Origin of the sequence: Pyrodictium delaneyi, from assembly GCF_001412615.1 — an archaeon.
Taxonomy (GTDB): Archaea; Thermoproteota; Thermoprotei_A; order Sulfolobales; family Pyrodictiaceae; genus Pyrodictium; species Pyrodictium delaneyi.
Map to the genome: position 1 here is coordinate 969,863 of NZ_CP013011.1, position 23,025 is coordinate 992,887.

The 23,025-nt window shown below is 51.6% G+C and carries 30 protein-coding genes and 1 pseudogene; 10 read left to right on the top strand and 21 right to left on the bottom strand.

Annotated features, from left to right (window positions below; genetic code table 11):
- Window positions 1-5 precede the first annotated feature (5 nt).
- Complete coding sequence (locus Pyrde_RS04900) at window positions 6-497, top strand: hypothetical protein (RefSeq protein ID WP_055408707.1); 492 nt, start codon at window positions 6-8, stop codon at window positions 495-497.
- Here the strand turns inward: Pyrde_RS04900 and Pyrde_RS04905 are convergent.
- Window positions 484-957, bottom strand: a complete 474-nt coding sequence (locus tag Pyrde_RS04905) for a hypothetical protein (RefSeq protein WP_055408708.1) — start codon at window positions 955-957, stop codon at window positions 484-486. The two genes, Pyrde_RS04900 and Pyrde_RS04905, sit on opposite strands and share 14 nt — an antisense overlap.
- 218 nt (window positions 958-1,175) lie before the next feature.
- Here Pyrde_RS04905 and Pyrde_RS10435 point away from each other — a divergent pair, with 218 nt between their 5' ends.
- The gene (locus tag Pyrde_RS10435) at window positions 1,176-1,892 is read left to right on the top strand and encodes a diphthine--ammonia ligase (protein WP_082419488.1); all 717 of its coding nucleotides are present in this window, start codon (window positions 1,176-1,178) and stop codon (window positions 1,890-1,892) included.
- Window positions 1,893-2,476: 584 nt separating this feature from the next.
- On the opposite strand, the gene Pyrde_RS04915 is transcribed toward Pyrde_RS10435, so the two are convergent.
- Together Pyrde_RS04915 and Pyrde_RS04920 are read right to left on the bottom strand one after the other, a co-directional pair.
- Complete coding sequence (locus tag Pyrde_RS04915) at window positions 2,477-2,701, bottom strand: hypothetical protein (protein ID WP_055408712.1); 225 nt, start codon at window positions 2,699-2,701, stop codon at window positions 2,477-2,479.
- Between the two features lie 34 nt (window positions 2,702-2,735).
- Window positions 2,736-3,518, bottom strand: coding sequence for a nucleoside phosphorylase (locus Pyrde_RS04920; protein ID WP_180385414.1), 783 nt, complete (start codon window positions 3,516-3,518; stop codon window positions 2,736-2,738).
- Window positions 3,519-3,704: 186 nt separating this feature from the next.
- On the opposite strand from Pyrde_RS04920, the gene speD reads away from it, so the two are divergent.
- On the top strand, window positions 3,705-4,100 hold the full coding sequence (gene speD, locus Pyrde_RS04925; protein ID WP_055408716.1) for an adenosylmethionine decarboxylase: 396 nt from the start codon (window positions 3,705-3,707) through the stop codon (window positions 4,098-4,100).
- A gap of 79 nt (window positions 4,101-4,179) precedes the next feature.
- On the opposite strand, the gene Pyrde_RS04930 is transcribed toward speD, so the two are convergent.
- From Pyrde_RS04930 to glmM, 5 genes are all read right to left on the bottom strand, one after another.
- Window positions 4,180-5,220, bottom strand: a complete 1,041-nt coding sequence (locus tag Pyrde_RS04930; protein WP_055408718.1) for an amidohydrolase family protein — start codon at window positions 5,218-5,220, stop codon at window positions 4,180-4,182.
- Between the two features lie 98 nt (window positions 5,221-5,318).
- Window positions 5,319-5,552 (bottom strand): hypothetical protein, encoded by a 234-nt coding sequence (locus Pyrde_RS04935; RefSeq protein ID WP_143522015.1) that lies wholly within the window; start codon window positions 5,550-5,552, stop codon window positions 5,319-5,321.
- 172 nt (window positions 5,553-5,724) lie between these two features.
- Entirely contained in the window at window positions 5,725-6,579 is an 855-nt protein-coding gene (gene surE, locus Pyrde_RS04940; protein WP_055408722.1) for a 5'/3'-nucleotidase SurE, read from the bottom strand.
- 89 nt (window positions 6,580-6,668) lie between these two features.
- A complete protein-coding gene (locus tag Pyrde_RS04945) occupies window positions 6,669-7,094 on the bottom strand; it encodes a Trm112 family protein (protein ID WP_055408724.1) in 426 nt (141 codons plus the stop codon).
- Window positions 7,091-8,476: a phosphoglucosamine mutase gene (glmM, locus tag Pyrde_RS04950; RefSeq protein WP_055410748.1), complete on the bottom strand. Its 1,386-nt coding sequence runs from the start codon at window positions 8,474-8,476 to the stop codon at window positions 7,091-7,093. Before glmM ends, Pyrde_RS04945 begins: the two co-directional genes overlap by 4 nt.
- 150 nt (window positions 8,477-8,626) lie before the next feature.
- Here glmM and Pyrde_RS04955 point away from each other — a divergent pair, with 150 nt between their 5' ends.
- A complete protein-coding gene (locus Pyrde_RS04955; protein WP_055408726.1) occupies window positions 8,627-9,643 on the top strand; it encodes a DUF1152 domain-containing protein in 1,017 nt (338 codons plus the stop codon).
- A 52-nt stretch (window positions 9,644-9,695) separates the two neighbouring features.
- On the opposite strand, the gene Pyrde_RS10845 is transcribed toward Pyrde_RS04955, so the two are convergent.
- From Pyrde_RS10845 to Pyrde_RS04970, 4 genes are all read right to left on the bottom strand, one after another.
- A complete protein-coding gene (locus Pyrde_RS10845; protein ID WP_180385413.1) occupies window positions 9,696-9,851 on the bottom strand; it encodes a hypothetical protein in 156 nt (51 codons plus the stop codon).
- Window positions 9,852-9,933: 82 nt separating this feature from the next.
- Window positions 9,934-10,362 (bottom strand): Hsp20/alpha crystallin family protein, encoded by a 429-nt coding sequence (locus tag Pyrde_RS04960; RefSeq protein ID WP_055408728.1) that lies wholly within the window; start codon window positions 10,360-10,362, stop codon window positions 9,934-9,936.
- A 33-nt stretch (window positions 10,363-10,395) separates the two neighbouring features.
- Complete coding sequence (locus tag Pyrde_RS04965; protein WP_055408729.1) at window positions 10,396-11,163, bottom strand: proteasome assembly chaperone family protein; 768 nt, start codon at window positions 11,161-11,163, stop codon at window positions 10,396-10,398.
- A gap of 229 nt (window positions 11,164-11,392) precedes the next feature.
- Window positions 11,393-11,743 (bottom strand): hypothetical protein, encoded by a 351-nt coding sequence (locus Pyrde_RS04970; protein ID WP_143522013.1) that lies wholly within the window; start codon window positions 11,741-11,743, stop codon window positions 11,393-11,395.
- 270 nt (window positions 11,744-12,013) lie between these two features.
- On the opposite strand from Pyrde_RS04970, the gene Pyrde_RS04975 reads away from it, so the two are divergent.
- The gene (locus Pyrde_RS04975; protein WP_143522012.1) at window positions 12,014-12,334 is read left to right on the top strand and encodes a hypothetical protein; all 321 of its coding nucleotides are present in this window, start codon (window positions 12,014-12,016) and stop codon (window positions 12,332-12,334) included.
- On the opposite strand, the gene Pyrde_RS04980 is transcribed toward Pyrde_RS04975, so the two are convergent.
- Window positions 12,282-12,602: a DUF424 domain-containing protein gene (locus Pyrde_RS04980; RefSeq protein ID WP_055410750.1), complete on the bottom strand. Its 321-nt coding sequence runs from the start codon at window positions 12,600-12,602 to the stop codon at window positions 12,282-12,284. The two genes, Pyrde_RS04975 and Pyrde_RS04980, sit on opposite strands and share 53 nt — an antisense overlap.
- 87 nt (window positions 12,603-12,689) lie before the next feature.
- On the opposite strand from Pyrde_RS04980, the gene Pyrde_RS04985 reads away from it, so the two are divergent.
- From Pyrde_RS04985 to uppS, 3 genes are all read left to right on the top strand, one after another.
- Window positions 12,690-13,139 (top strand): translation initiation factor IF-2 subunit beta, encoded by a 450-nt coding sequence (locus Pyrde_RS04985; RefSeq protein ID WP_055408735.1) that lies wholly within the window; start codon window positions 12,690-12,692, stop codon window positions 13,137-13,139.
- A 91-nt stretch (window positions 13,140-13,230) separates the two neighbouring features.
- Window positions 13,231-14,121 carry a CBS domain-containing protein gene (locus Pyrde_RS04990; RefSeq protein ID WP_055408738.1) on the top strand — a complete coding sequence of 297 codons (891 nt, stop codon included), beginning with the start codon at window positions 13,231-13,233 and terminating at the stop codon, window positions 14,119-14,121.
- Window positions 14,122-14,343: 222 nt separating this feature from the next.
- Window positions 14,344-15,060, top strand: a complete 717-nt coding sequence (uppS, locus tag Pyrde_RS04995; RefSeq protein WP_055410752.1) for a polyprenyl diphosphate synthase — start codon at window positions 14,344-14,346, stop codon at window positions 15,058-15,060.
- On the opposite strand, the gene Pyrde_RS05000 is transcribed toward uppS, so the two are convergent.
- The 5 genes from Pyrde_RS05000 to Pyrde_RS05020 form a co-directional block, all read right to left on the bottom strand.
- Window positions 14,969-16,135, bottom strand: coding sequence for a DUF373 family protein (locus tag Pyrde_RS05000; RefSeq protein WP_055408740.1), 1,167 nt, complete (start codon window positions 16,133-16,135; stop codon window positions 14,969-14,971). The two genes, uppS and Pyrde_RS05000, sit on opposite strands and share 92 nt — an antisense overlap.
- Window positions 16,098-17,036, bottom strand: a complete 939-nt coding sequence (locus Pyrde_RS05005; RefSeq protein ID WP_055408743.1) for a coiled-coil protein — start codon at window positions 17,034-17,036, stop codon at window positions 16,098-16,100. The genes Pyrde_RS05000 and Pyrde_RS05005 overlap by 38 nt, the downstream gene beginning before the upstream one ends.
- Before the next feature lie 85 nt (window positions 17,037-17,121).
- Complete coding sequence (locus tag Pyrde_RS05010) at window positions 17,122-17,535, bottom strand: SWIM zinc finger family protein (protein WP_055408745.1); 414 nt, start codon at window positions 17,533-17,535, stop codon at window positions 17,122-17,124.
- The gene (gene rpiA / locus Pyrde_RS05015; protein WP_055408747.1) at window positions 17,532-18,281 is read right to left on the bottom strand and encodes a ribose 5-phosphate isomerase A; all 750 of its coding nucleotides are present in this window, start codon (window positions 18,279-18,281) and stop codon (window positions 17,532-17,534) included. Before rpiA ends, Pyrde_RS05010 begins: the two co-directional genes overlap by 4 nt.
- A complete protein-coding gene (locus Pyrde_RS05020; RefSeq protein WP_055408749.1) occupies window positions 18,271-19,566 on the bottom strand; it encodes a tRNA (N(6)-L-threonylcarbamoyladenosine(37)-C(2))-methylthiotransferase in 1,296 nt (431 codons plus the stop codon). The genes rpiA and Pyrde_RS05020 overlap by 11 nt, the downstream gene beginning before the upstream one ends.
- Before the next feature lie 178 nt (window positions 19,567-19,744).
- Between Pyrde_RS05020 and Pyrde_RS05025 the strand changes: the two genes are divergently transcribed.
- The gene (locus Pyrde_RS05025; protein WP_231656807.1) at window positions 19,745-20,350 is read left to right on the top strand and encodes a YbhB/YbcL family Raf kinase inhibitor-like protein; all 606 of its coding nucleotides are present in this window, start codon (window positions 19,745-19,747) and stop codon (window positions 20,348-20,350) included.
- Window positions 20,351-20,360: 10 nt separating this feature from the next.
- On the opposite strand, the gene Pyrde_RS05030 is transcribed toward Pyrde_RS05025, so the two are convergent.
- Complete coding sequence (locus Pyrde_RS05030; RefSeq protein ID WP_055408751.1) at window positions 20,361-20,636, bottom strand: MoaD/ThiS family protein; 276 nt, start codon at window positions 20,634-20,636, stop codon at window positions 20,361-20,363.
- Between the two features lie 212 nt (window positions 20,637-20,848).
- On the opposite strand from Pyrde_RS05030, the gene Pyrde_RS05035 reads away from it, so the two are divergent.
- Complete coding sequence (locus Pyrde_RS05035; RefSeq protein WP_055408753.1) at window positions 20,849-21,247, top strand: thioredoxin family protein; 399 nt, start codon at window positions 20,849-20,851, stop codon at window positions 21,245-21,247.
- A 29-nt stretch (window positions 21,248-21,276) separates the two neighbouring features.
- Here Pyrde_RS05035 and Pyrde_RS05040 read toward each other — a convergent pair whose 3' ends face one another.
- Together Pyrde_RS05040 and Pyrde_RS05045 are read right to left on the bottom strand one after the other, a co-directional pair.
- The gene (locus tag Pyrde_RS05040; protein WP_055408755.1) at window positions 21,277-21,606 is read right to left on the bottom strand and encodes a P-II family nitrogen regulator; all 330 of its coding nucleotides are present in this window, start codon (window positions 21,604-21,606) and stop codon (window positions 21,277-21,279) included.
- Window positions 21,607-21,608: 2 nt separating this feature from the next.
- A pseudogene (locus tag Pyrde_RS05045) lies at window positions 21,609-22,855 on the bottom strand (ammonium transporter).
- Window positions 22,856-23,025: the final 170 nt, after the last annotated feature.

Here is a 23,025-nt window from a genome sequence, read left to right on the forward strand (position 1 = left end):
TAATCTTGAGAGATACTCTTCTAGCCGCCATTGCAGCCCTAGCACTTGCTAACGTATTGTTCGCTGTAGCTGCATCCATAGCATATAACACCAACCCATTGACTACTGTTAGAAACATATACAATGAGATTGTAGGGGAGGACGAGCAAATAGATTCGGTTGTACTCGGCTCCGGGAGCTACGCCATATTCGACAGTACTAAGGCTAGTAATCTCCGGGTAACAATTAGGGTATATGTATATGCACACTCCTCCTCTGCGAAGCTTTGCAATCTAGTGATACCTGGCGTTGCAAGTATACCGCTTGATGTTGAGCTGCCCAGTGCGACACAGCATACCAGTGTATCGACCGAGATAACTGTACATTTCCGGGTGGATGGTCTTCCTGCGGATTACGTAGAGAAGGGCATTCTGCCCGTTATTCTGGAGTTCTGTTGCGGTCATACACAGTATGCAGTGATACCACTTTACTTCTCTAGCGGCTCTATCGTACGGTGACCCTAGCATAGTAGATAGAGCCGTCGCAAAGCTTGATGACTATATCCAGCTCCGAGTCTATACTATTATACGGCTGCGCCTTCACTTCTATAGGAGCTGGCTTTTCGGAAAGACCGTCTAGAGTAAGCCATGCCGATGACCCCGGGGTAAGTCTGGCATATAGTTGGATATCCTCATTGATGATTGGTATCTCTATGCCGCATATTTCTACCGCTTCATCTCTAGCACCTACGTGCAGATACAGCTCAAGTACATTCAGTAGCGGCATGCCATACAATTGCCTATCTACTACGTGGCTATCGCCATAGATTACGAGATTTGAAGAGTACGGCTTTGTAGGCGTATAACCGGATGCGATGCTTATATCACCTACATTTATCTCCATACCGATACCCTGGACAAGTAGGTAGATGACTATTAGAGCTACAGCTACCGTCACAATCATCAGCGTCACCTTCATGGATAGCAGTCACCTCCACGCTCTAGTTCGTAGACAGTTCGCAGCAAGTCACGGCATCTACGAGGCAGCAATTCTCGTCCAAGCTTCTAGTAACCGGTTTGACAGAAGCCCCACTAATATATCTACGCCGTGTAGAGCATATGATTCTTCATATACTGCTTCGGGTATAGCTCCCTTCCTGGCTGCATATGTGGTTGTAGTAGCCCCGGTGGCCCTCTTTGCGTGTCTGCAGCATGTTTAGCGGCGGAAAGGATAGCACCTATGCGCTCCACTGGGCAGTACTTCACGGCTTTGATGTATGCTGTCTCTTATCGTTACGACCTAATCGTGGATGGGCTAGTATGCTATTCCATTATCCGGGCATCCAGCTTACAGAGCTCCAGGCTAGGGCGCTTCGCATTCCCCTCATATCGAGGGAGGCTGGCGAGGACGAGGAGGCAAGCCTGCTAGAAATATTCATGGAGGCGAAGGAGAGAGGGTGTGAAGCGGTCGTAGCTGGGGCTCTTCTAAGTGACTATCAAAGGCTCCGCTTCGCTGCGGCTGCGGAAGAGGCGGGACTCCGTATCTTTACACCTCTATGGAGGATCAGCCAGGAGGATTACATGAGAAGTCTTGTACGTGAGGGTTTCAAGGTGATGATTGTTAGCGTCCAGGCCTATGGCCTCCCAGGGTGGCTCGTGGGGCGAGTTCTAGACGAGGAACTTGTTGAGACCGTGATAAGGCTGGCTAAGAGGTACGGGTTTAACCCAGCCTTTGAAGGCGGCGAGGCCGAAACTCTAGTCCTTGATGCTCCACTTTTCAGAGAAGAGCTTTGCGTCGAGGGCGTTGTAGAGAGGCTTGGCCCAGACCACTATTTCTACAAGGTTACTCGTGCATGGCTTGTCCCTAAGGGAGTTATCTCTGACAGAGAGCACTCGGAGTGCGAGGCATGTTAGCTGGTCTAGTAGCCTCCACAAGGGGTCTACCAGGGCCGGCAAACCCATCATCAAGACTCCTGCTGCATATACGCCTTTGTCTATAGGAGTTACTTCATACTTCTCTACTTCTACATGAGCTTCCGGGATAACCTGTACGAGCCAGTCTATCATAGACGCAAGCCACTCAACTATGCTCCGGACTATGAGGGCTGTAGCTGGCGGCGCTATAATGGAGGCCGCTGCTGCCATCAAAGGGTCTATAGGTGGCCTGGGCGGTGGTGTCTCAGCTTCTTCAACCCTCTCTACCAGTAGGTGTGCAACGCGCTCCGTGTAGACTGCAGCTGGAAATGATACAGTAGCGGCTGTTGCCCCCGCAATGAGCCAGGAACCTATGGCTAGGCCAGGCATGTTTAGCAGCAACGCCACTATAGAGGCTATAAAGGCCACCATTGATACTAGAGACGCTAGCTTGCATGCTTGCCTCACAAGGCCCAGCTGTTGTAGCAGCTTCCCATACAATCTACACCCACCATGCCAGAGTTTTTGCACCTAGCCAGGGCCTTCTAGTGTCCTCTAGCCGCGCTAAGGGTGTAACGCTATGCCTATTCACTGGAAGCTAGATTGTATATAGCGTTGCGGAGCTGAGCAAGTTTGTCATGTAGTCTTACTATGTAGGTGTAGGCTGCGTAGAGACTTCCCCGGCTGGCCGGCTGCCCGCTACTGGCAGCTGCTGCAATCTCACCTATTGATTCCTCTACGCGCTCTACTAGGGCCATAGCTTCGTCTAGCAACCGCAGTGCCTCGTCTACTCTGTTGACGCAGCTCATAGCTTGTATCCCTTACAGCTAACCTTCCTACATCCTATATCCTCGCGTTAACTTTACTCTTCATTTTCTCCATGTGGAGCGCTAGAGCTTCAAGCAGCGGTTTTAGCAGCTTATCGATACTGTCAAACACTTTCCTACGCAGTTCGTCAGACTCATCTTCGAGGTAGGAAGAACCGCGCTCGATACCCTTGGGTAGACTCGACTCTATCACGAGCACTGATGCGGACATAAGCTTTCTGTTCATCGAGACAGTGAAGAGTGACGCTGTATCCATGTCTACTGCGAGTGCTATTTTGCCGTAGAGCCTGGCTCCATGCTCTAGTAGCTGCTCGTTAAGGTAGAACGTGTCAAGACTCCAGACAACCCCGGCTACAGTCTTTATGTTATGCACTTCGAGCGACTGCTGTATGTGGCGTAGCAGCGAGTAGTCCGGAATAGCCGGGACCTCTATCGGTGCATACGTCTTCGACACTCCATCGCCCTTTATAGCTGCTGTTGCCAGCACGACACTACCTATGCCCAAGCTCGGTGATATAGCTAGACCCGTATCAAGATGCATTATGACACGTGCACCAAGCCTTGAGAGTTCCTCAACAAGTATCGCTAGAGCCGAAGGACCGACCGGCCGGAGGGCTACAGAGAGCTCCGCGCGATGGAGACTACCTGTCGCCAGACGGAAACCTGGCCTCCCCGGCCTTTCTACCACGTCGTGTAGAAGACTAATAGCGTTCTCGTAGACCTCCTCGAGGCTGGTAACCAGTACATGTGACGACACATCACCTTTACCGGCCTTGGTGAAAGGCTGGATTCTAGGCAATACCCTATGCCCCCGGTATATGTGCCCGAGATGAGAGCCGGGAGTAGCCGCTCTGGGTTTATCAAAGCTTCCAGCGAGAAGAGAGAGTACTACAGCTAGCCGGCTTGTCTGCACGACGTAACCAGGCGGCGGAGGGGGGTAACTCTTAAAGGTAATTATAGGGGGTGCCCCTCCCCGGTGAGAGCGATGGAGATAACACACGCTATCAGGCCAAGGCCGGAGCCAGCGCCAGGAGAGCCTAGAGTGTATGGCAAGCATGTATACGGCAATCTCTACAATTGTGATCGTGAAGTACTCAGTAACGAGGAGAGGCTACGCCAGATAGTCGTAAATGCTGCCAAACTAGGCAACATGACCTTGCTGGATGTCCGCAGCTGGAAGATAGGCGAGGGCGTCAGCATCGTAGCTATAGTCCTCGAGAGCCACATAACTATACACACATGGCCCGAATACGCTTTCGCCACTGTAGACGTCTATAGCTGCGGCAAGCACACTAACCCGGAGAAGGCATTCGACTACATCGCTGCTGCTCTACGTGCCCAGCGCGTAGAAAGAAAGGTCACTACGAGGAACCTAGAATAGGAGTACCCAGGGCTAAAACCTCCCTGGTTTTTAGACACCAGCATCATAACCGTAGCCAGGTACCCCTCGCACAGTCCTCCTAGCCTAATACTTGTCGTAGAACTTCTGACGCTTGTCGCGCTGCATTACTCCCTACTGCTAGGTGCTCGCCACCATCTACCACTAGTCTACCACCTGAAACTATTGTCTCGACACGTGGCCTTGAGCCAGAGAGGCTCCAAGGTGCCGCATATTCTGGCGTCGGCAGCCAGCCGGGGGGCTCCGACACATCGACGACCACTATGTGGGCTGGCCGGCCTTTCTCGTATACCCGGTAGCCTGGTTCGAGGATCTCATGTAGAGTTTGTGTAAGTGCCCTGTAAACGTCCCTAGGATTCCAGCCATTATGTTGAGCTAGTAGTGCCCAGGGACTAGCGGTGTGAGGATATAGGGGGCCGGGTACCGCGCCCTCAAGAGGCCTCGGCGAGATAACAATGCTTCTTTCACCGCTCGAGGCCTTTAGCATGCCGGATCTTCTCGTATAGACGAGTTCTGCCTTCTCGAGAACTACTTCTGGAGGCTCTCTATCCTCACAGACCATTATTCCTACACGTATACGACGTCGGTCAATCCCATATTCCTCTATCTTCTTGACGAGTTCATTGAAGTCCTGAGTCGGTGCTAGGCTGCAACCATAAGGGTAGAGGACTGCTCCTTCTAGTCCCGAGTCTATTATGGCACGGGCTACTGCATCGATATGAGGATCTACCGCTACTACGCGGGTATAGCCATGCATAGAGAGTTCATGGAGAGCCATGAGTGCTGCATAGTATGCCTCACGGCTGCTCATCGAACGTACTCGTTCCGCGATTTTGCTCTCTGGATATTCTTGCGGCCTAACATCAACAAGGAGGTGGCGAAAAGGGTACATTTCAAGGAAGACTGCAGGCGCTGCAAAGCCTGGATATACTACTCGACCGGGCCCCCCTGCTACTAGTTCCGCATACTGCGCCTCCTCAGGAGGCTCGCCGATCCCAATGTAGTTTATAGTTCCGGCAGAGATGTGTATATAACCGGGTCCTTGGACTGCACCCTTCTCATCGACTATGTATACGTCGTAGAAAAGTATGCGGAGAGGCATTCCTGAACACACCCTATGCTTTTAACAGCTCCTCCGGTGGATATCCTCCGTGTCAGCAGTACTTATTGTCGCCCCAGAGACATAGCTTGTACATACGTCTACTCGGGACATATCCAGTCTGTAACTATGCGCACCCGGGAGGGGCCACAGAGCGCCATACATGCCAGACATGCCAGACATCTTTCGGGCTCTGCAACGACATGGTCCCTCTCAAACCGTAGCGCCTCTGTGGGACATACATCGCCACATTCTTCGGAGCTAAGCTCTCCAACTATCTCGATAGATTGTACAACTATGTGGCAGGGCTTCTGCGGCCTAGCTCTCCATGCCATCCCATCCATTCCCTTAGACTATAGTTTCGTAAGGTTATTCCACTTGCGAGGAATAAGAGAGCCGGGAGTTTAGTGGATGATGCTGTGTACCCGAGGTCGGACCCGGCGCCACATCACCCCGGAGCGGGGGTCATCTCGTCCGCCGGGCCACCACCCCCAGGAAAGAGGGTTATCATGCTTCGGAGGTACTTGATTGTTCCTCTTCTCCTGCAAGCTCGGCCTCTAGCATTCTGACTACTGGCTTGAGCTCCTCGACTATGCGGCTCCAAGCCTCGCCAGTTACGTTTAAGTTGAGTGATAAGGGTGTTATTGCTACAGCTTGCTCTACATGAACCACGTAGACGTCTGAGCCTGGCTCCGGATCCACAAGCGTACCGTATAGCCAGTAGTACTTCTTCCCGCGGGGATCGTAGAGCACGCTGACCTTCTGGAGGAACTTCATCCGCGCTGCCGGTGCTATCTTGACACGGGTGCCCTGCGTTACACGGCGAGGGAAGTTCACGCTGAGAAGATCTGCTCCGGAGGGTATACCGTTCTCCAACACCCACAGCACAGTACGACGTATAATCTTCTTGATATTGTCCCACGTTTCCTTGTCTTCTTCAAGCTGGTTAGCCTCATCCACGTTCGCCGAGAATGCTATACCCGGTATACCTAGTAGTGCAGCCTGGGCCGCCGCACCCACAGTGCCAGACGATAGTATAACCTGGATGCTAGTATTGTCGCCAATGTTTACACCCGATACTACTACATCGAAGCGGGGCGAGAACTCCTCTATAGCAAGGTATATGACGTCGCTCGGTGTACCGTTAGTCATGTACACATCTACATCGCTCCACAGCTTCACCTTCATTATACGAAGAGGCTTATGCAATGTTATGCCTAGGCCACTGGCGCTCTTCGGCGTCTCCGGTGCTAGGACATAGACCTTACCTAAATCCTTCACTGCTTCATATAGTAATCGGAGCCCAGGACTATGAACGCCATCATCGTTCGTCACTAATATCTTTGGTGAATCGTGAGACATTGCTTCCACACACCTCTCCCGTTCAGTACGACAATCTAACAGCTATGAGAAGAGATATTCAGTCAAGGGCTCGAAAGCCGTAACACACTTTAGCCCCGGCTTAGGCTCCAGGGTTTCCCCTCGTAGACTATCTTATCGGGTAGCTTGTCCTGATATCTACGTAGGAAGCGAAGATCCTCATCCCTCTTCCTCAGGTTATCGGGAAGCATGCGAGGTATCTCGTCTATTATCGGGTACCAGCGGCCGCAGTTAGGACAGTATAGCACGCCCGTTACCACCTCTATTTTTAGGCAGTCAGCGCAGGGCGTTGCTGAGCCTACCTCCTCTATCTTCTTGCCAACCGGCGTCTGTAGACGGTAGCAGTATAGCTCGCAAAGCGGCGGCTTGTACCGCTCCAGCAGTTCTCGTATCTGTTGCTCGCGCTCCGGGTAACTCTTCTCCTCAACGACGTAGAGTTCTAGGGGAAAGTGCTTACACATAGGACACGCAGCCAGGTCCATAAACCGATACTTCATAGCGCGGCCAGCCTCCTCGCCTTCTCGACGAGGTTATTTGCTAGCTCTTTAGCTCTATCTGGGCTTCTAGCTTCAACCATAATCCGCAGGACAGGCTCTGTGCCGCTTGGCCTTACTAAGAACCAGAAGTCGTCCGCCTCAACACGTAACCCATCGACGGTTACTATTCTATAGCCGGGCTTCCCCTCGTATTCGTTGCGGAGAGCCTCTACCACTTTCAGAGCTTTCTCGCGCTGCATGGGCACCTTGGTCTTTACTGCATAGTAGCGAGGTAGCTCGCTGAACAACTCGGAGGCCTTCACACCTTTCTTGGCAAGCATTTCGAGGAACAGAGCTAAAGTCATCCCGCCATCACGGGCAAGGAGGTGAGGCGGATATATAAATCCTCCATTTTCCTCGAAGCCCGCTATGCCTCCCTCCTCTAGCAACCGATAGCTGAGGTTTATCGAGCCGACTGGAGTCCACACCACTTCTATACCGCGCGGCTCTAGGTAGTCCGAGACCAGCCTGCTACTTGACACTGCTGTGTAGAGTCTCTTCGGTACATCGGGGAGCTTCTCCTCAGCAATGTAGGCTGCCAGTAGTGTGCCAGTCCGGTCTCCCCACCACACCTCTCCCTTTTCATCCAATATTATGGCACGATCACCATCACCGTCATGCCCTACCGCCATATCTAGCCCGAGCGTCCTGACAACAGCTGCTACTTCTGCGAGCGAGTCTGGGGTTGGCTCCGGCTCGCGGTAGGGGAAGGGGCCCGGGTTACACGCGAGGGTATACACCTTGACTCCGAGCTTCCGGAGTATCTCGGGGCTTGTAAGTGAGGAGACGTTGTTAGCACAGTCAACGAGTACTCGGAAGCCCCGTCTCCTTATCAGATTCTTGTCTACTCTGTCCACTACAGCGTCTACGTATAAGTTTACCACACGGTGCTCGGTATTAGTCTCGTTTATCGCTCTACTCCACGGGATACGACGAAATCTTTCCTCAAAGTATATTTCCTCTATCTTCCTCTCCGTGTCACGGTCAATCTCTATCCCGAGTGGACCTACGACTTTGATACCGTTGTACTGGGGCGGGTTATGGCTGGCCGTTATTATTACCCCCGCATCGTAACCCAACTCCTTAACCGCGTACTGCACAGCTGGTGTCGGTGCAAATCCCTGGCTACCCGCCACGTACACCCTAGCACCGGAGGAAAGGAGGCCTGCTACAACAGCGTGGAGTATCATGTCACCTCCTACACGCGCATCACGACCAACTAGGATGCGCGCACCCTCGCCATAGTAAGTAGCTATCGCCGCACCCAGCTTTAGAGCGAGCTCGGGGGTAAGCAGCTCGTTGACGACACCTCTAACCCCATCTGTACCGAATAGTCTGCCCAGGGCTAGCACCCCCGGGTTCTAAGAGCCTCCATACACCATTATACAAGGAAACCCCTTTTCTAAGAGGCGGTATCCCTTGGACACCACGGCGCCGCCTCGAGGCCGGCGCAGATCACCTACAATGGCGGCACGTGGTGCCACGGTATGTGCATGGCTACAAGTCTCTACGGCTTCCAGCCACGGTGCGTGCTAGTCCTCTCAACCGGTGGCGGTGGCGATGTAGCTACGGCTGCTATGCTAGCAGAGGCCCTCCGCAGAGAGAGAGTTGGGACTGTCATCGCCGCCTCACTGTGGGAGAGGTTTGTACGTGATCCAGCGCCAGGGCCTATACCCCTCGAAGCTCTTAGCGGAGCCGAACCTATAGCCAGCGGCGACGCAGCCCGGCTCTCTCCGGGCTGCTCAGCCCTAAGGGAGGGACGACTCCTCGAGCCTGCAGCGTGTAAAGTAGCCTCATTGCTTCCCATACCAGTCTATGCGGTGAATACGTGGGGTGGAGAGCTGTCTATACGCAGAGCCGTAGAGGAGATAGCGGGTATCCACGGCTGTGATGCACTGCTAGACGTAGACGTTGGCGGCGACGTGCTAGCTGAGGGGCACGAAGAGGAGCTGTGGAGCCCCCTGGGTGACAGCCTCGGGTTAGCAGCTGCCGCTAACTCAGGCCTACCCGCAGTCCTCGCTGTCCATAGCCTCGGGGCTGACGGGGAGTTGCCGGAAGAGAGGCTGCTAGAGAGAATAGCACAGATAGCAAGAAGCGGAGGTTACCGCTGGATACGCGGGCTAGACGCCATTGATCTTGGTCTTCTCGAGGAACTCTTCCAGCACGTTGAGACCGAGGCCGGCAAAATAGCTCTCCTAGCCGCACGGGGGCAATACGGCTCTACGGCTATACGGGGCGGGACACGCGTAGTGAGAATAACAGTATACCAGGCTGCCACAGTCTTCCTCAACGCCAGGGAGACTTACGAGCACACACCACCCGCTAAGGCTGTAGCCGGGTCTTCTAGCCTCGAGGAGGCACGCCGGAGGCTCAACAGCATAGGTGTCTACACTGAGCTAGACCTTGAAGAGGATATACACCCGTACATAGTACTAGGTAGACTCACTCCGAAGAAACTCCTTGAGCTCAGGAACGTCGGTAGAAGACGGATCCAGGGAGCTTCTGACTAAGTAAAAACTAGTGAACCACTCCTGTTGGGAAGCTGTTAGCCGTGTTCTAGGGTTACTTGTAGACGACAATTACGAGTCTGCCGCGCCACTCGCTCATCTCTATCTTTACCTTGTCACCCTCGCGCCAGCGTAGGCTAGCCATTAACTCGTCCGGGAGCCTTATGAGGTAGCCCTTCTCGTCCCGATCTATCACACCTTCGTAGACCATGAAGGATAGCACCTCCACGCCTAGCAGCTCTAGCCTAAGGGCTTTAAGAAGATGTATGTAGGTAGAAATCCAGCTCCCCTTCCTAGCCCCTCTTCTTGGGGATTATTATCTCAACAATCTTGTTCGGGCGTATTCTCACGTGTATGTCACTAGGGTCTGCATCCGGCGGCAGCGGTATCTCGTGCCTGTATAGGCGGAATTTTACTTCACGCCCAAGAGGGGTTCCGTAAACGTCGCTGAATCTTATTTCACGCTCAAGCCTGGCCTCTATTACTAGACGGTCTTCTGTAGCCTTCACCTCGAGCGACGAAGTATCGGCAGCTGCTAAATCGACGAGTACGGTGTAACGGTCAGGATAATCGTATACCGTGTAGAGGGGCCGTAGGCTACCGTCAGGCGACCAGCCGTAGTGCATTGACTCTTCTAGCTCGTATAGCATTCTATCTACTTCCTCCATTATCTTGCGTCGTAGCCTCTCCCACTCGCGGCGCAGTTCCTCATAGAGGGTCAACATGTTCACCCCACACGCCTACACATAGCCGCTTTAGGCGTACATTAGAGAGCTAGGTGTTCTCATCTCCGCCATGGCTTGCTTAGTCTGCTTCATTAGCCCTCGTAGCTTGATCCGTATCATCTCGGCTTGTTCTAACAGTTTCTTGACATCAACCTCTACTCCTACCAGCTTTGACACGACTGACAACACTTCCGCAGCTGCTTCAGGGTCGGGGAACTCTATGTAGGCGTCAGCTAATAGTACTAGGTTGGATACACGGCTGCGTATAGCCTGCTTTAGTATCAACGCGTACGGCCCCACGAGGTATCCGTTTGTGAAGCTCTCTATACCGAGCCCCTCTACTAGTTTCCGCGTTTTCTCGTCGCTTGCTATCCAGTAAATCCCGGGTTTCTCAAGGTTTATCCTGTTGGGCGACGCAATGCCTACTATCGATACTATGTAGTCTATACCCCTCTTCATTGCGTAGTCTACGAGCATTTTTGCCAGAGGGTACACCGCTTGGGGAGGAACTGGTGTCTCAGCAGAGACTGCCATAACATTGTCGCTAAGGTATATCCTTATAGGCGGCCTCACGACACCCTTAGAGATTACAGCCACAGGCGGCATCATAGAGAGTATGTCTATCCCCGCAACCTCTTTCATTCCGAGATTTTCTACAAGATGGCTCGAAGATATTACGCCGACAAGACCCGTGTCAGGTAAACCAAGCACCATAAAGCTCGGTTTTTTAAGCTCAAATTCCTCATACTCCATCAGCAAGAGTCCATCCAGTTCCTCCTCGTATATGGGCCTGACCAAGCCAGTATCACTCCCTTCACGCCTTATTCTTACTCAAACACGTGAGACGAGTGTAGGGATCCCTATACAGGCAAGAACTAAAGCCATGTATTTGTCTAGACCGGTTAACCGTAGTTATGCTTCACGCTAGGGCATAGCCATAGAACCACAAACTGTTCCCCTATCCCTATAGCTACTTCATCCTATAGAATGTCTAACGTGATGCCATAGTGTAAGCTATTCCACTTCGCTAAATTGCCATCCGTGAAAGCTCCTCAAGGACCTCGCGCAGAGACACATAGGCATCCCTAGTAGCTCTCACCCGTACACCCGCCCTTAGCAACGTGAAAGCCGCCCCAGCTAGACGTGGCGCCACCACGTAGGCAGGGGCTCCGGACGCCAGCGTTACTGCTGCAGCAGGTATACCGGCAAGAGCGGCTACTAAGCGTACTCTATCGCCGTTATTAACGTAGATACCTTCAATAGCCTCTTTGGTTGTATACGCTCCCTCAGCGAGATTCCTTATACTGTTTGCTAGCTCACGGTAGGCCCTCCCTCGCTCCTTAGCTATCCTAGCAGCTAGCTCTGCCTCGCTGTACATTGTATCCACCTCTTCACCTACCATATCCACTATATTCGTATGAGTCAGCCGGCTGCACTAAGCTGCCAGGGCTGATACTACTCGGGTATTACCCGGGCTGTCCGTGAAAGCCTCGCAGGCTGAACTTCTAGTAACCCGGCCCACGACACACACTTCACTACAATAGTCATGGTACATATCGTCGTACTAATAAATATCATGGTTCTCAAACACGTTTTAGGGGCGCCCCTAGAGGAGCCGCCCAGAGCTGCCGGGGGTAGACAGGGAGAGTTGACGGAGATCGTCATAACCACACAAGACGATGATGGAGCTGCATGGTATAGCAACGGAACTATATACATTAATGTACGTTGGCTCCAATTAGAGGATGAAGCCGAGTGGTTCATTGACGAAAGCTTTATCCATGAATATATAGAGCATGTTATAGGTCTTGGCCACGAGAACGCTGTATTCGTCGAAACGGTTCTCCGTGACTACCTGTACAGAGAATGGTACGGCGTTAACCCTACTTTGATACTCTACGGGGAAGACAGAGAGACTAATAGGGCATCTTTACAGCCTGTGCGTGAGGTACTCCAGCTACACGTATAACGGCCTCGGGATGAACAAGCCCCTCTCGGATGGCAGCATTCACTACGTTTTCCCCGACAAGGTTAAGCACCGTAGCTTCACGTGCCTTTGTCATAGCATAGCTTAGCGGCACTAATTCGCCACCATAGAATCTTTCGTTCACGTGGAGGACAAGCTTACCATCCACTAGCTTTACCCCTAGAAGGTCCCGGTCACACATAGCTACTATTTTCTCTCCCTGAGCCTCAATGATATTTATGTATACTAGGGGTTCACTTTCAGACTCCATAGGACCCTCCTGCACCCCTAGGTGTGCGTCTTAGCTAGAGGAGGTTAATTAGCCGCCACGTCCGCAGTGTAGCGTGGGGACGGAGAATTGAGCGAGGCTAGAGGAAGCGAGGCACTGAAGCTAATCTATGACTATGACTATCTTCTGCAGCGTCTCTACTCGCGACTACCAGCTAGGACCGCTAAAGCTTCACGATTCGAATTACCAAAGCTCATGGTAGAGAGGATAGGAACGAAGACTATGATTCGCAACTTTAAACAACTGTCAAGCGTCATGAGGAGGGAACCACGGCTAGTAATGAGGTATCTATTGAAGGAGCTAGGTACCAGCGGCAACTATGATGAGGAAAACGGTATACTGGTGATAAATGCCAAAGTATCGAGCACCACCTTAGGTAATCTCATACAAAGGTTCGTCAAGACCTACGTCATCTGCCCTACTTGCGGCGCACCCGACACAAAGCTCGAAAGAAGAGGAAAGGCGTGGATACTCATCTGCGAAGCGTGTGGCGCGGAGCAGCCAGTACCTCCACTCTAGCCTTTCCTCCATTCTGAAGCATGTTAACTTTATTTTCGCCTAGCTTAATTCCCTCTCAGCGACATACGTAGATAGTCTGGGTAGGTTCTCTTTGCCGGGGAAACTCGTTTTACTAGGACAGTACCCCCCTACTGTTGTTCTAGACCCTAGGCAGAGCCTTCTCGAAGCCCTTCTAGCTCTGGACCAGAGGGGTGTACGTCACGCAGTCGTAGTGGATGATGAGGGGCGGCTCCAGGGGATCCTATCCATAAGACGTATACTATCGTTTATACACCGCCGGGCTGTAAGCGGCAATGTATACCAGGGACTACAGGAGACAACCGTAGCTGACGTAATGTGGCGCAACCCACCGCGCGTAGTTGTGGGCGAGTTTGGTATAGACGATGTAGTGTATATACTTTCCAAGCTTAATGTTGGCGCTATAACTGTTGTTGACAAGGATGAGAGGGTACTGGGCATAATCTCCGAGAAACACATAACCGGAATAATGGCTCTAGTGGATATACATGTCGCTGTACACGAGGTCATGACTAAGCCTGCTCGCAGCCTCCGCGAAGGGGCAAAGCTCCGAGACGCCATAGAGTTAATGGCAGTACACCGCTACCGCCACATACCCATAGTAGATGACCATGATCGTGTTGTGGCACTTCTCACAGCCCGCGACGTCCTAGACTATATAGCTCTCGAAAACACTCTCAGCAAACTCAAAGAGGGGCTTGATAGCGAAGTGCTTGACACAGTCGTCACTCAAGTTGCCACCGGAGCTCCGGCCACTATAGACCCGGAGGCAGACGTGGGCAGAGCTCTTCGCTTGATGCGTAAGAGAGGAATAAGCGGCTTACCAGTTGTCGGTAGAGAGAAGATACTCGAAGGCATAATAACGGAGAGGGATATAGTAGTGAAGATGCCAAAGCTGGTAGGCACAGAGATCTTCTATGATTATGCACGCTCACGCCTATACGTAGCAAGGGTAATATCCTGACTTATATCCTCGTGAAGGTATACAATAACTAAATAATGTACCGTACTAAAAACTTCACTCGGTAAAGTTTGTATCTAACCAAACTATTGTTAGAAACGTTACACCTTCATGTATATAATACATAATGTAGTCACAAAGGATGCAGGCTAGAATCCTTAATCAACGCGGAGGTGCGGGAAAAGATCCACGTGGAGCTGGCCTCAGGCAAGGGTGGCGAGGATAGTGTATAGGAAGATACTCGCGAAGCTGCTACAACGTAATCTGTCAAAAGATAAGCTGCCCCGCCACATAGCCATAATACCTGATGGTAATCGCCGCTGGGCCCGTAGGAGAGGACTTAGCCCCATAGTCGGCCACGTACACGGTTATTACGTTGCAAAGAATACTCTCAATAGATTGTGGAGCCTCGGTATAGATAATGTTACCTTCTATGCGCTTTCTAGAGAGAATTGTCTCTACCGGCCGCGAGATGAGCTCGAGAACATCCACAAACTGCTTAGTCGCGCTATCGATGAGCTATGGCAAGATGAAAGAGTAGAAGACGGGTCTACAAGAGTGTTCATCGGCGGCGACCTCTCGCTCCTTCCCGGCTGGCTCGTCGAACGCATAGAAGAGATAAACACCGCTACGGCTAATAACAAACCCCGCACGCTGGCTATTGCTGTATGTTATAACGGGCGCTGGGAGGTTGAAGAGGCTGTCCGACGTAGCTGCAACGATAACGCCAAATTGAGGGACAGTATGCTGTTCGGCTGGCTTCCTGAGCCCGACCTACTTATAAGGACGGGAGGCGAGATGAGGCTAAGCGGCTTCCTCCTTTACCATATCGCGTACACCGAATTGTATTTCACTCGTCGTCTGTGGCCCGAGTTTGACGAGGCTGAGCTGTACCGGGCTCTTCTCTCTTTTCAGAGGCGGGAGCGGCGCTTCGGAAGATAGAGTGTTCTAGTATTCTCGCAAGCTGCCATACAACAGCTACTAGTATTACTGAGGCTACCGCATAGAGAGCAAAATTACTCGCTATGAGAGCCTGGATGAATTTCCCTAGACTCATCTCGTTCATCATGTCTAGCGCTGAGGCTATAGTGTCGAGCAATACTACTGCAACTATCACGGTAGCTATGGATACTAGCTCTCTTGTCAGTTTTAGGCTACCGGAGACAAACTTTGAAGCAGCATGACCTAGTATTGCAATACTAGCTGCAAAACCCAATAACCCAGTTACACCACGTAGCGTCTCAGCAAGATCTTGTGGCGATATACTCCCCATAGACTTCGCGTTCATGAGCTGCGTAATTGCCAGGCCGATGGCAAGTGCTGCTGAGAGACCAGCTGTAGCGTATGATACAAGTGTCACAGGAGTCTCTGTCAGAGCCTTCATTATTTTGTCTTCAAGATCAAAGCCCCGAACTATCATAGCCGCACCTGCTATCATGAAGACTAGAAGAAGGGCTTCACGAAGCATGTTCATCAGTGCTAGGGCTGAGAACATGACTAATATAACGCCGGGAACGCCTAGGAACATGCGGGAAAACCTGGGCTCCGTCAACACCTTTCGCAGATACTTGACGAAGAGCACGTATGTCTCCTCAACACCCCTTAGCTGCTTTATCACGAGCCGGTGGACACCATAGACGGGTACAAGCGACGCCACCATTGGAACTAAGAGTTCATCCTCTGACCCATCGGAGACAACTATTACTCCGTCTGGCTGATATTCCTCAACAAGCTTTTCGAGTTCTTGGCGTGCACGTATACTGGCTTCTGCTCCCCCAAGTTCACTGCCTGCTATTGCCGCTGGCTCCGCCTCGTAACCTTTACGCTTTAGTTCATCTGCCAGCCTTATTGCAGCGAAAAGAACGTTTGCATCGGAATCTTCAGGATCATAGAGTGCAAAACGTATAGCCGCGTCTAGTACGTGTTCACGGCCAAGTATAGGTGTAGCTATACCTGCACGGCCTAGGTCGTTATCTAGGTCAACTGCCAGTACTAGCAGTCTCTTCTTCTCCTTCATTACCCTCTTCCTCTAGTTCGTCTAACTGCGTTGCGTATAGCAGTCTCAGCTCTTCCAGTGTAAGCGGTTCGCCGCGTTTAAGCTTCTCTTCTACCTGGCGCTTCTTCTCAGCATAGATTTGTAGCATCTTCTCGCGTTCTCTGCCAGTGTATATGCTCTTCAGCTGCTCGCTTAGCTGTCGAAGCTCCTGCACCTTAGTGTTTATCTCCTCACGAAGCCTATCTATCTCTGCACTCATCTCCTCTATCTTTTTCGCAAGCTCGTCTATCCTTGGACTGAGAGAATCGAGTTCTTGACGGAGCGAGTTGATACGCTCGTCTATGCGGGATATACGTTCACTACGAGCACGTATTTCCTCGCCGTAGCTGCGTAGCTGTAGGCGGAGTCCCATAAGCTCGGCACGTCTCTCGGCGAGTTCCTGGAGAAGTTGCCTCGCCTCCAGGGTCTTTTGGAGGAGCGCCTCGAGCCTGGTTATTTCGTCAATGATCTCTTTCTCCTGCTGTGGGGTAAGTATCTGTGTCTGCTGCCGCCACTCAAGCTCCTCTATACGGCGACGAATAGCATTTATACTTCGACGTGCAAGGGGCCTCAACTCCGCCGCTATACGCTTTTGCTGCTCAAGTTCATTTACTAAGTTACGCAACTTTTCTAGAAGTTCACGGCGTTTCTGCCTTAGGCCGCGGACCTCCTCGACCAACTGACGGCGCTTCTCCCTAAGCTGACGTATCTGCTCACGAAGTTGCTTTGCACGCTCTATCAATTGCCGTCTTTCTTGTCTAAGGCCGCGGACCTCCTCAATGAGGCTGTAGCGTTTCTCCTTTAGCTGCTTAATTTCCTCGCGCAGAGCTGTTATTTTGTCAAGTATCTCCTTCTCCGAAGCTTCAATGATGCCTGGCTGCAAGGGCGCATCAACCCTTCGCGAAATGGGGGCTTTAGCCTATAGCACCGGGGTAGGAGACCACACCCCTAGAGCTATATTATTGCTTTTAGGACCGAGGTCTTCTACGGCTCTGGTAGAGGATGCGTCTTAGTGTGCGTGTCCTATTCTCAAGAAGTGTCTCAAGAAGTATGTCGATAAGCTTGTCACCATCTATACTGGCAGAAAGATCGTGAAACCTTCTACTACGCTTAGCGATTTCGACAGCCACCAGGTGATAGCAAGGTTCATTTGTCTCCCGGCCCACTACACGTATAGTAAAATGTGGACAACTACAATACGTACCTGGTATAACTACATAGTCTGCTCCACGACCCATAACTATCCAGAGTTCTACGGGCTGCACAGAGACACGGATAGCACGCATCTCCCCAGCAGTAGCTGCTGCATCGCCATGCGCTTCCTCTCCTAGCTTGCGGATACGTTCTCTAAGCTCGCCAAGTCGGTTATCATTGTGACTCAAAGCGCTGGGTTCCTCCGAGTCCTCTTGCAGCTATGGACCATTGCTTTACCGTTACTATGACCGATGACGACAGCGTCTGCATAACCTATGAAGAGACCATGACCTACTACGCCTGGCAACGTATCTAGGAGCGTCTCATACTGTTGCGGAGCCATAACACCCCAAGGCCATGTGTCAACGACAATGCCGGCATTGTCACTAAGTGCTGGACCGTCACGGCAACCACAGTTACTCCTTACCTCTACGCGTACTCCTCGGAAATTCAGCTCATCCAGAAGCGGCTCGAGAGCATACTCTAGCACCTCTACGGGAACAGGTTTACCTTTCTCACCCAAATTCTTAGAAACCTTACTCTCGTCCACAACTATCAAAGTGTAGCGGCTGTTATATGCCAGTATCTTTTCCCTAACCATAGCAGCTCCGCGGCCTTTGACCAGCATGCATGCAGTAGCATCTATGGCTACTTCGTCTGCACCGTCAAAATAGACGTCTAGACCACCGCGGGGTGCGTGGTTATAGGCTTCGACACCATGCTTCCGGAGGAGGAGGAGCGTAGCTAGGCTGGATGCGTAGACTCTCCTTGTCTTTAGAATCCTTGAGAGTTCCGGGTCATTCATCATCAGTTCTACTATCTTGGCAACCGTGGATCCGGTGCCTACACCTATGCGTGTGGCTTCTACTAGCCTACCGCGGAGGAGGCTGAGGGCCTTTTCCGCAGCTACCTGCTTGGCGATGCTAGCACTCAATAACGCGCCCCCGGAGGTCGTACCAGGTGGCTCCGGTTACTTCAATGCATCTCCACTCTCCAGGCTTGGCTGAACCCTCCGGGAGTACTACTGGCATATAATTGTAGAGCTTAGCATCAAGTCCGCCACGCTCTCCAAGGGATACTACCAGGGCTGTAGCACGTGTACCGACGTACCTCATGTGCTCCTCGAGCCCTATCCGCTCTATGATATTCATGAGTTGTTTTGAGCGTTGCTTTTTAATCGGATCTGGTACTTGGGGAAGACCTGCTGCCACTGTGCGTGGACGTGGTGTATACTGTGCTAGGTGTACACGCTCGAAACGCAACTCTTCTACGAGTTTCACAGTATTCATGAAGGCTTCCTCGTCCTCGCCAGGGTGTCCTACTATTATGTCGGTTGCCAGCATTACTCCCGGTATCTTCCTCCGTATCTCCTTTACTATCCCGCGATACTGGTCCACAGTGTATCGGCGCTTCATTATCTTCAATACGCGGTCGTCGCCGCTCTGCACAGGTAGATGAACGAATTTAAAGAAGCGAGGCTTTCGGAGAGCCTCTATGAACTCGTCTAGTACTGGCTCCAGCTGCTCAGGGCTCATCATCCCGACGCGTATCATGAAGTTACCTTCTATCTCTGCTAGGCGTTCTAGAAGCTCGGGAAGCATTCTCTTCCCATAGATGTCTACCCCATAGACTGCGACATCCTGACCCGTTATCCTTATCTCTACGACACCGCGGCGTGCCAACGCCTCGACTAGCCGGACAATGTTCTCCATCGGCCTACTGTATACGCGGCGCCGAGCTAGCTTGGTTATGCAGAAGCTGCAGTCGTTTACACAGCCGTCAGCTATTGGTATCTCTGCTATCCTTCCTCTCTGCATTAGCCCGGGGTCCGGGGTGTAGAGTGTCTTAGGCCTTGAAGGTTCTCCTAGTAGACTCTTGCCCGTCTCGAGTGCCTCGTCTACCCTGTGTACGTTGTGGGTCGAGACTAGTATTGCGTCTGGTGCTATGCGCTTCACTGTGTAAGGTTGTGCTGAGGCCATACAACCGGTTACTACGAGCACTGCGGAGCGCTTTTTCGCGGTCTTGTATAGTTCTACTATCCTCCTTCTCATTCGCTCCTCAGTGTCCATCCTTACAGTACACGTGTTTAATATAATAATATCGGCGTCATCTATATCGTCTACTATCACATACCCACGGCTAGCTAATACACTCTTCATGATAGCCGTATCAGCGTTATTTAATGCACACCCATAGGTCTCAAAGTAAACGCGTGGCATTGCTGTCTACACCACACCGCAGCTTATACTAGCTCTTTTGAACCGTCCCCTTGGGCCTATGCTACGTAGTAAGCCCGGAGGAGAGCTAATCAAGGATTCCCCGGGACTAGAATAGTTGGGTAGAACCGAATCAAGAAACGTCAGTACAACATATCTCAGGGTCTGGGGTTGAGCACTCTTGCCTAGAAGACAGCTAGTGTTGGCATTATTGCTCGCTGTATTCATGACTATAGCTGCCATGACTATCATACGCGAAGCCGAGGGTCCCCAGAGAGCTAAAGAGGTACCCCTACCAGACGTGGTAAAGAATGCCCCGGAGACTCTAAAAGTATATTCACTTGCCTTTTCTCGAGGAGACTTTATCCCCACAAAATATACGTGTGACGGTCTAGACGTGTCACCGCCGCTAGTAGTGGAGAACATTCTATCATCCGCCAAGAGTCTCCTCCTAGTAGTCTATGATCCTGACGCACCCAAGGGTACATTCTATCATTGGATACTCTACAACATACCGGTGTCTACTACCAGGATACCAGAAGACATCCCTAAGGATCCCGTAGTAAAGGGATTGGGACTACAAGGACGTAACGATTTTGGCAGAATAGGTTATGGAGGCCCATGCCCGCCCTCCGGCGATCGACCGCACCGCTACGTGTTTCTCATCATAGCCCTTGATGTGGATAATCTAGGAATAGAGCCTGGTGCCCCTTGCCGTACCATCCTCGAAGCCGCTAGAGGGCATGTAGTCGGCTACGGGTACACCTACGGCGTGTATGGCAGGTAGCTTCTAAGTGTTAGCCGCCTGAAGCAGGAGGCAAGATTGCTATCTCATCGCCGTCGGATACTGAAGTATCTCTAGATGCACTATGTCCATTAACCGTGTATATCACCGTGAGGCCGCGCTCTTCCAGCTCTTTCACCAGTTTTTGGAGGCGTGGATACTCCTCGAAAAGCTTGGCTATGGCTTCACCGAGCGTGACCTTGTCATTGTTTATCTCTATCTCTACCTCACCCTTCCCGTTCACCGCTTCACGTAGGAGAGATACTAGCTTGATCTTCACCTTAGCCATTGCATATCACCACGACGGTTTTTGGACTAGAGTTCTTCTGTTATTAGTGCCCCCAGCAGCCACGATTATATTCGACTCCTCTCGTACAACACCGCTGTGTGAACGACGGCACCGTTATAGTCGAATTCTTGCTTGCGTAGGTTGGCTGAGAAAAGAGCACCACATAGAAGGCTGTGCATGTAAGGAGTAGCAAAGACGGGTGAACCACAACCATGTATGGCGACGAACTAGACTTCTATACTAAAATGTACAACGAAATAGAGAGGCTACGTAAGGAGGGTGTCGTAGAATATGTTACGAGCTATGATAGGTTTCGTGAAATAATAGAAAATCACCCAGTAGTCGTAGCTGTTTTCACAACTCCTACCTGCAGTGCATGCATGATATATAAGCCAATATTCTACATGGTTGCAGAGAAGCTCAGAGATAAGGCTAAGTGGATAGAAGTAGACGCCTATGAGGCTCCAGAAGCAGCGTTTGAATCCGGCGTAACAGCTACACCTACAACCATAGTGTATGTTGATGGAGAGGCCGTTGACGGCTTCGTGGGAATACTGGATGAAGAGGGACTTGTGGAGATAGTAAAACAGTATGTTGAAGAGCAGAGTTAGCCGCCGAGTCTTTTCCTTACACCCAGTAATTACTCGGTAACCTCGCCGGTGCGTATCCGTATAGCCTTCTCCACCGGAATGATGAATATTCTTCCATCACCCGGCTTTCCGGTCCTTGCATGCTTCATTATTATCTCTACTACCTTATCAACCTCCTCGTCCGGGACCACTATCTCTATCTTTATCTTCGTCAGCAAGTCTACCGTTACTGTCCTTCCGCGGAACTGTAGCTTTATCCCCCTCTGCTCGCCACGTCCACGAACCTCGGTTACAGTCATAGCTATGTAGCCGTTCTCTTCGAGCGCCTTCTTTACCTGGTCAAACTTCTCAGGACGTATAATTGCTTCTATCTTTTTCAAAGCTAGCCACCCCATGCGTAAGCTTCTTCTCCGTGCTGTGATATGTCTAGGCCGACGTACTCCTCTGTTTCAGATACACGTAGGCCTATAGTTGCATCAACTATCTTTGCCAGAATATAGGTAACCACTACAGTGTAGACTATCGCCGCCCCGGCATCCACTATTTGCGCCACGAACTGTGCCACATTACCCTGGAGGAGACCACTAACACCGCCTACGTTAGCATCAGCGAATATCCCTGTAGCTATTGCCCCCAAAGACCACCGACCCCATGAACTGCCCATGCATCAAGGCTTTCATCGAGACCACGGTTTATACGGAACAACATAGCACCATAACACAGTAGACCCGCGATTACACCTATTGCTACTGCTGCACCAACGCCAACGTAGCCAGCTGCAGGCGTTATCGCCACAAGACCGGCTACGGCGCCACTGGCAAGGCCTAGTGAGCCGGGCTTATCGCGTAACCAGCTCGCAGCAAGCCATGCTAAGGCTCCTGCTGAGGCTGCTATGTGTGTCACTAGTAGCGCGTTAGCAGCCGACACGCCTGCTGCAAGGGCACTGCCTGCGTTGAATCCGAACCAGCCGAACCAGAGCAGTGCTGTCCCGATAAGTGTTAGCGGTATGTTATGGGGTGTCATGTCGTGTTCGCCATATCCCAGCCTCTTGCCTATTATGATAGCTAGTACTAGTGCCGCGAAACCCGACGTTATATGCACCACAGTACCGCCGGCAAAGTCTAATGGCGCAGCACCAAGCCACTCGTGTAGCCATGTGTGGAGCCAGCCACCACCCCATACCCAGTGGGCTACCGGATCGTAGACTAGCGTTGTCCAGAGTAGGCCAAAGACTAGAAATGCTCCTAGCTTTACTCTCTCTGCCAGCGCACTCGTCAGTATAGCTAGGGTTATGGCGGCGAAGGTCATCTGAAATGCCACGAATGCTAGATGCGGCAGATTCTCAAGCCCTGGCGCTGGCTCGTCTACCCCTATGCCACTGAGACCAACGTACTCAAGGCCTCCAATAAAGCCGCCAGCGATGCTGCTGCCAAAGCTAAGACTGTAGCCTGCTACTACCCATTGGATGCTTACCAGCGCCAACGATACAAATGATAGCGACACCATTGATATCACATTCTTCCTCCGCACCATGCCTCCGTAGAAGAAACCAAGACCCAGTGTCATCAACACAACCATAGACGTCGCCGTCAGTATCCAGGCAGTATCTCCCGGGTTGAACCCAGACATACCCCACTCATCCGCGACGCCCGAGAATGGCCACGAACACTGTTAAAATACTTACCAGCAACGATACGAATTGCCTACGTAAGTTCTACAACAACACGAATGCTGGAAAAACACAAACACTGTACAGTCTAGTTCTTAGCTGAAGCGAACATCATAGAGGCAGGCACGCT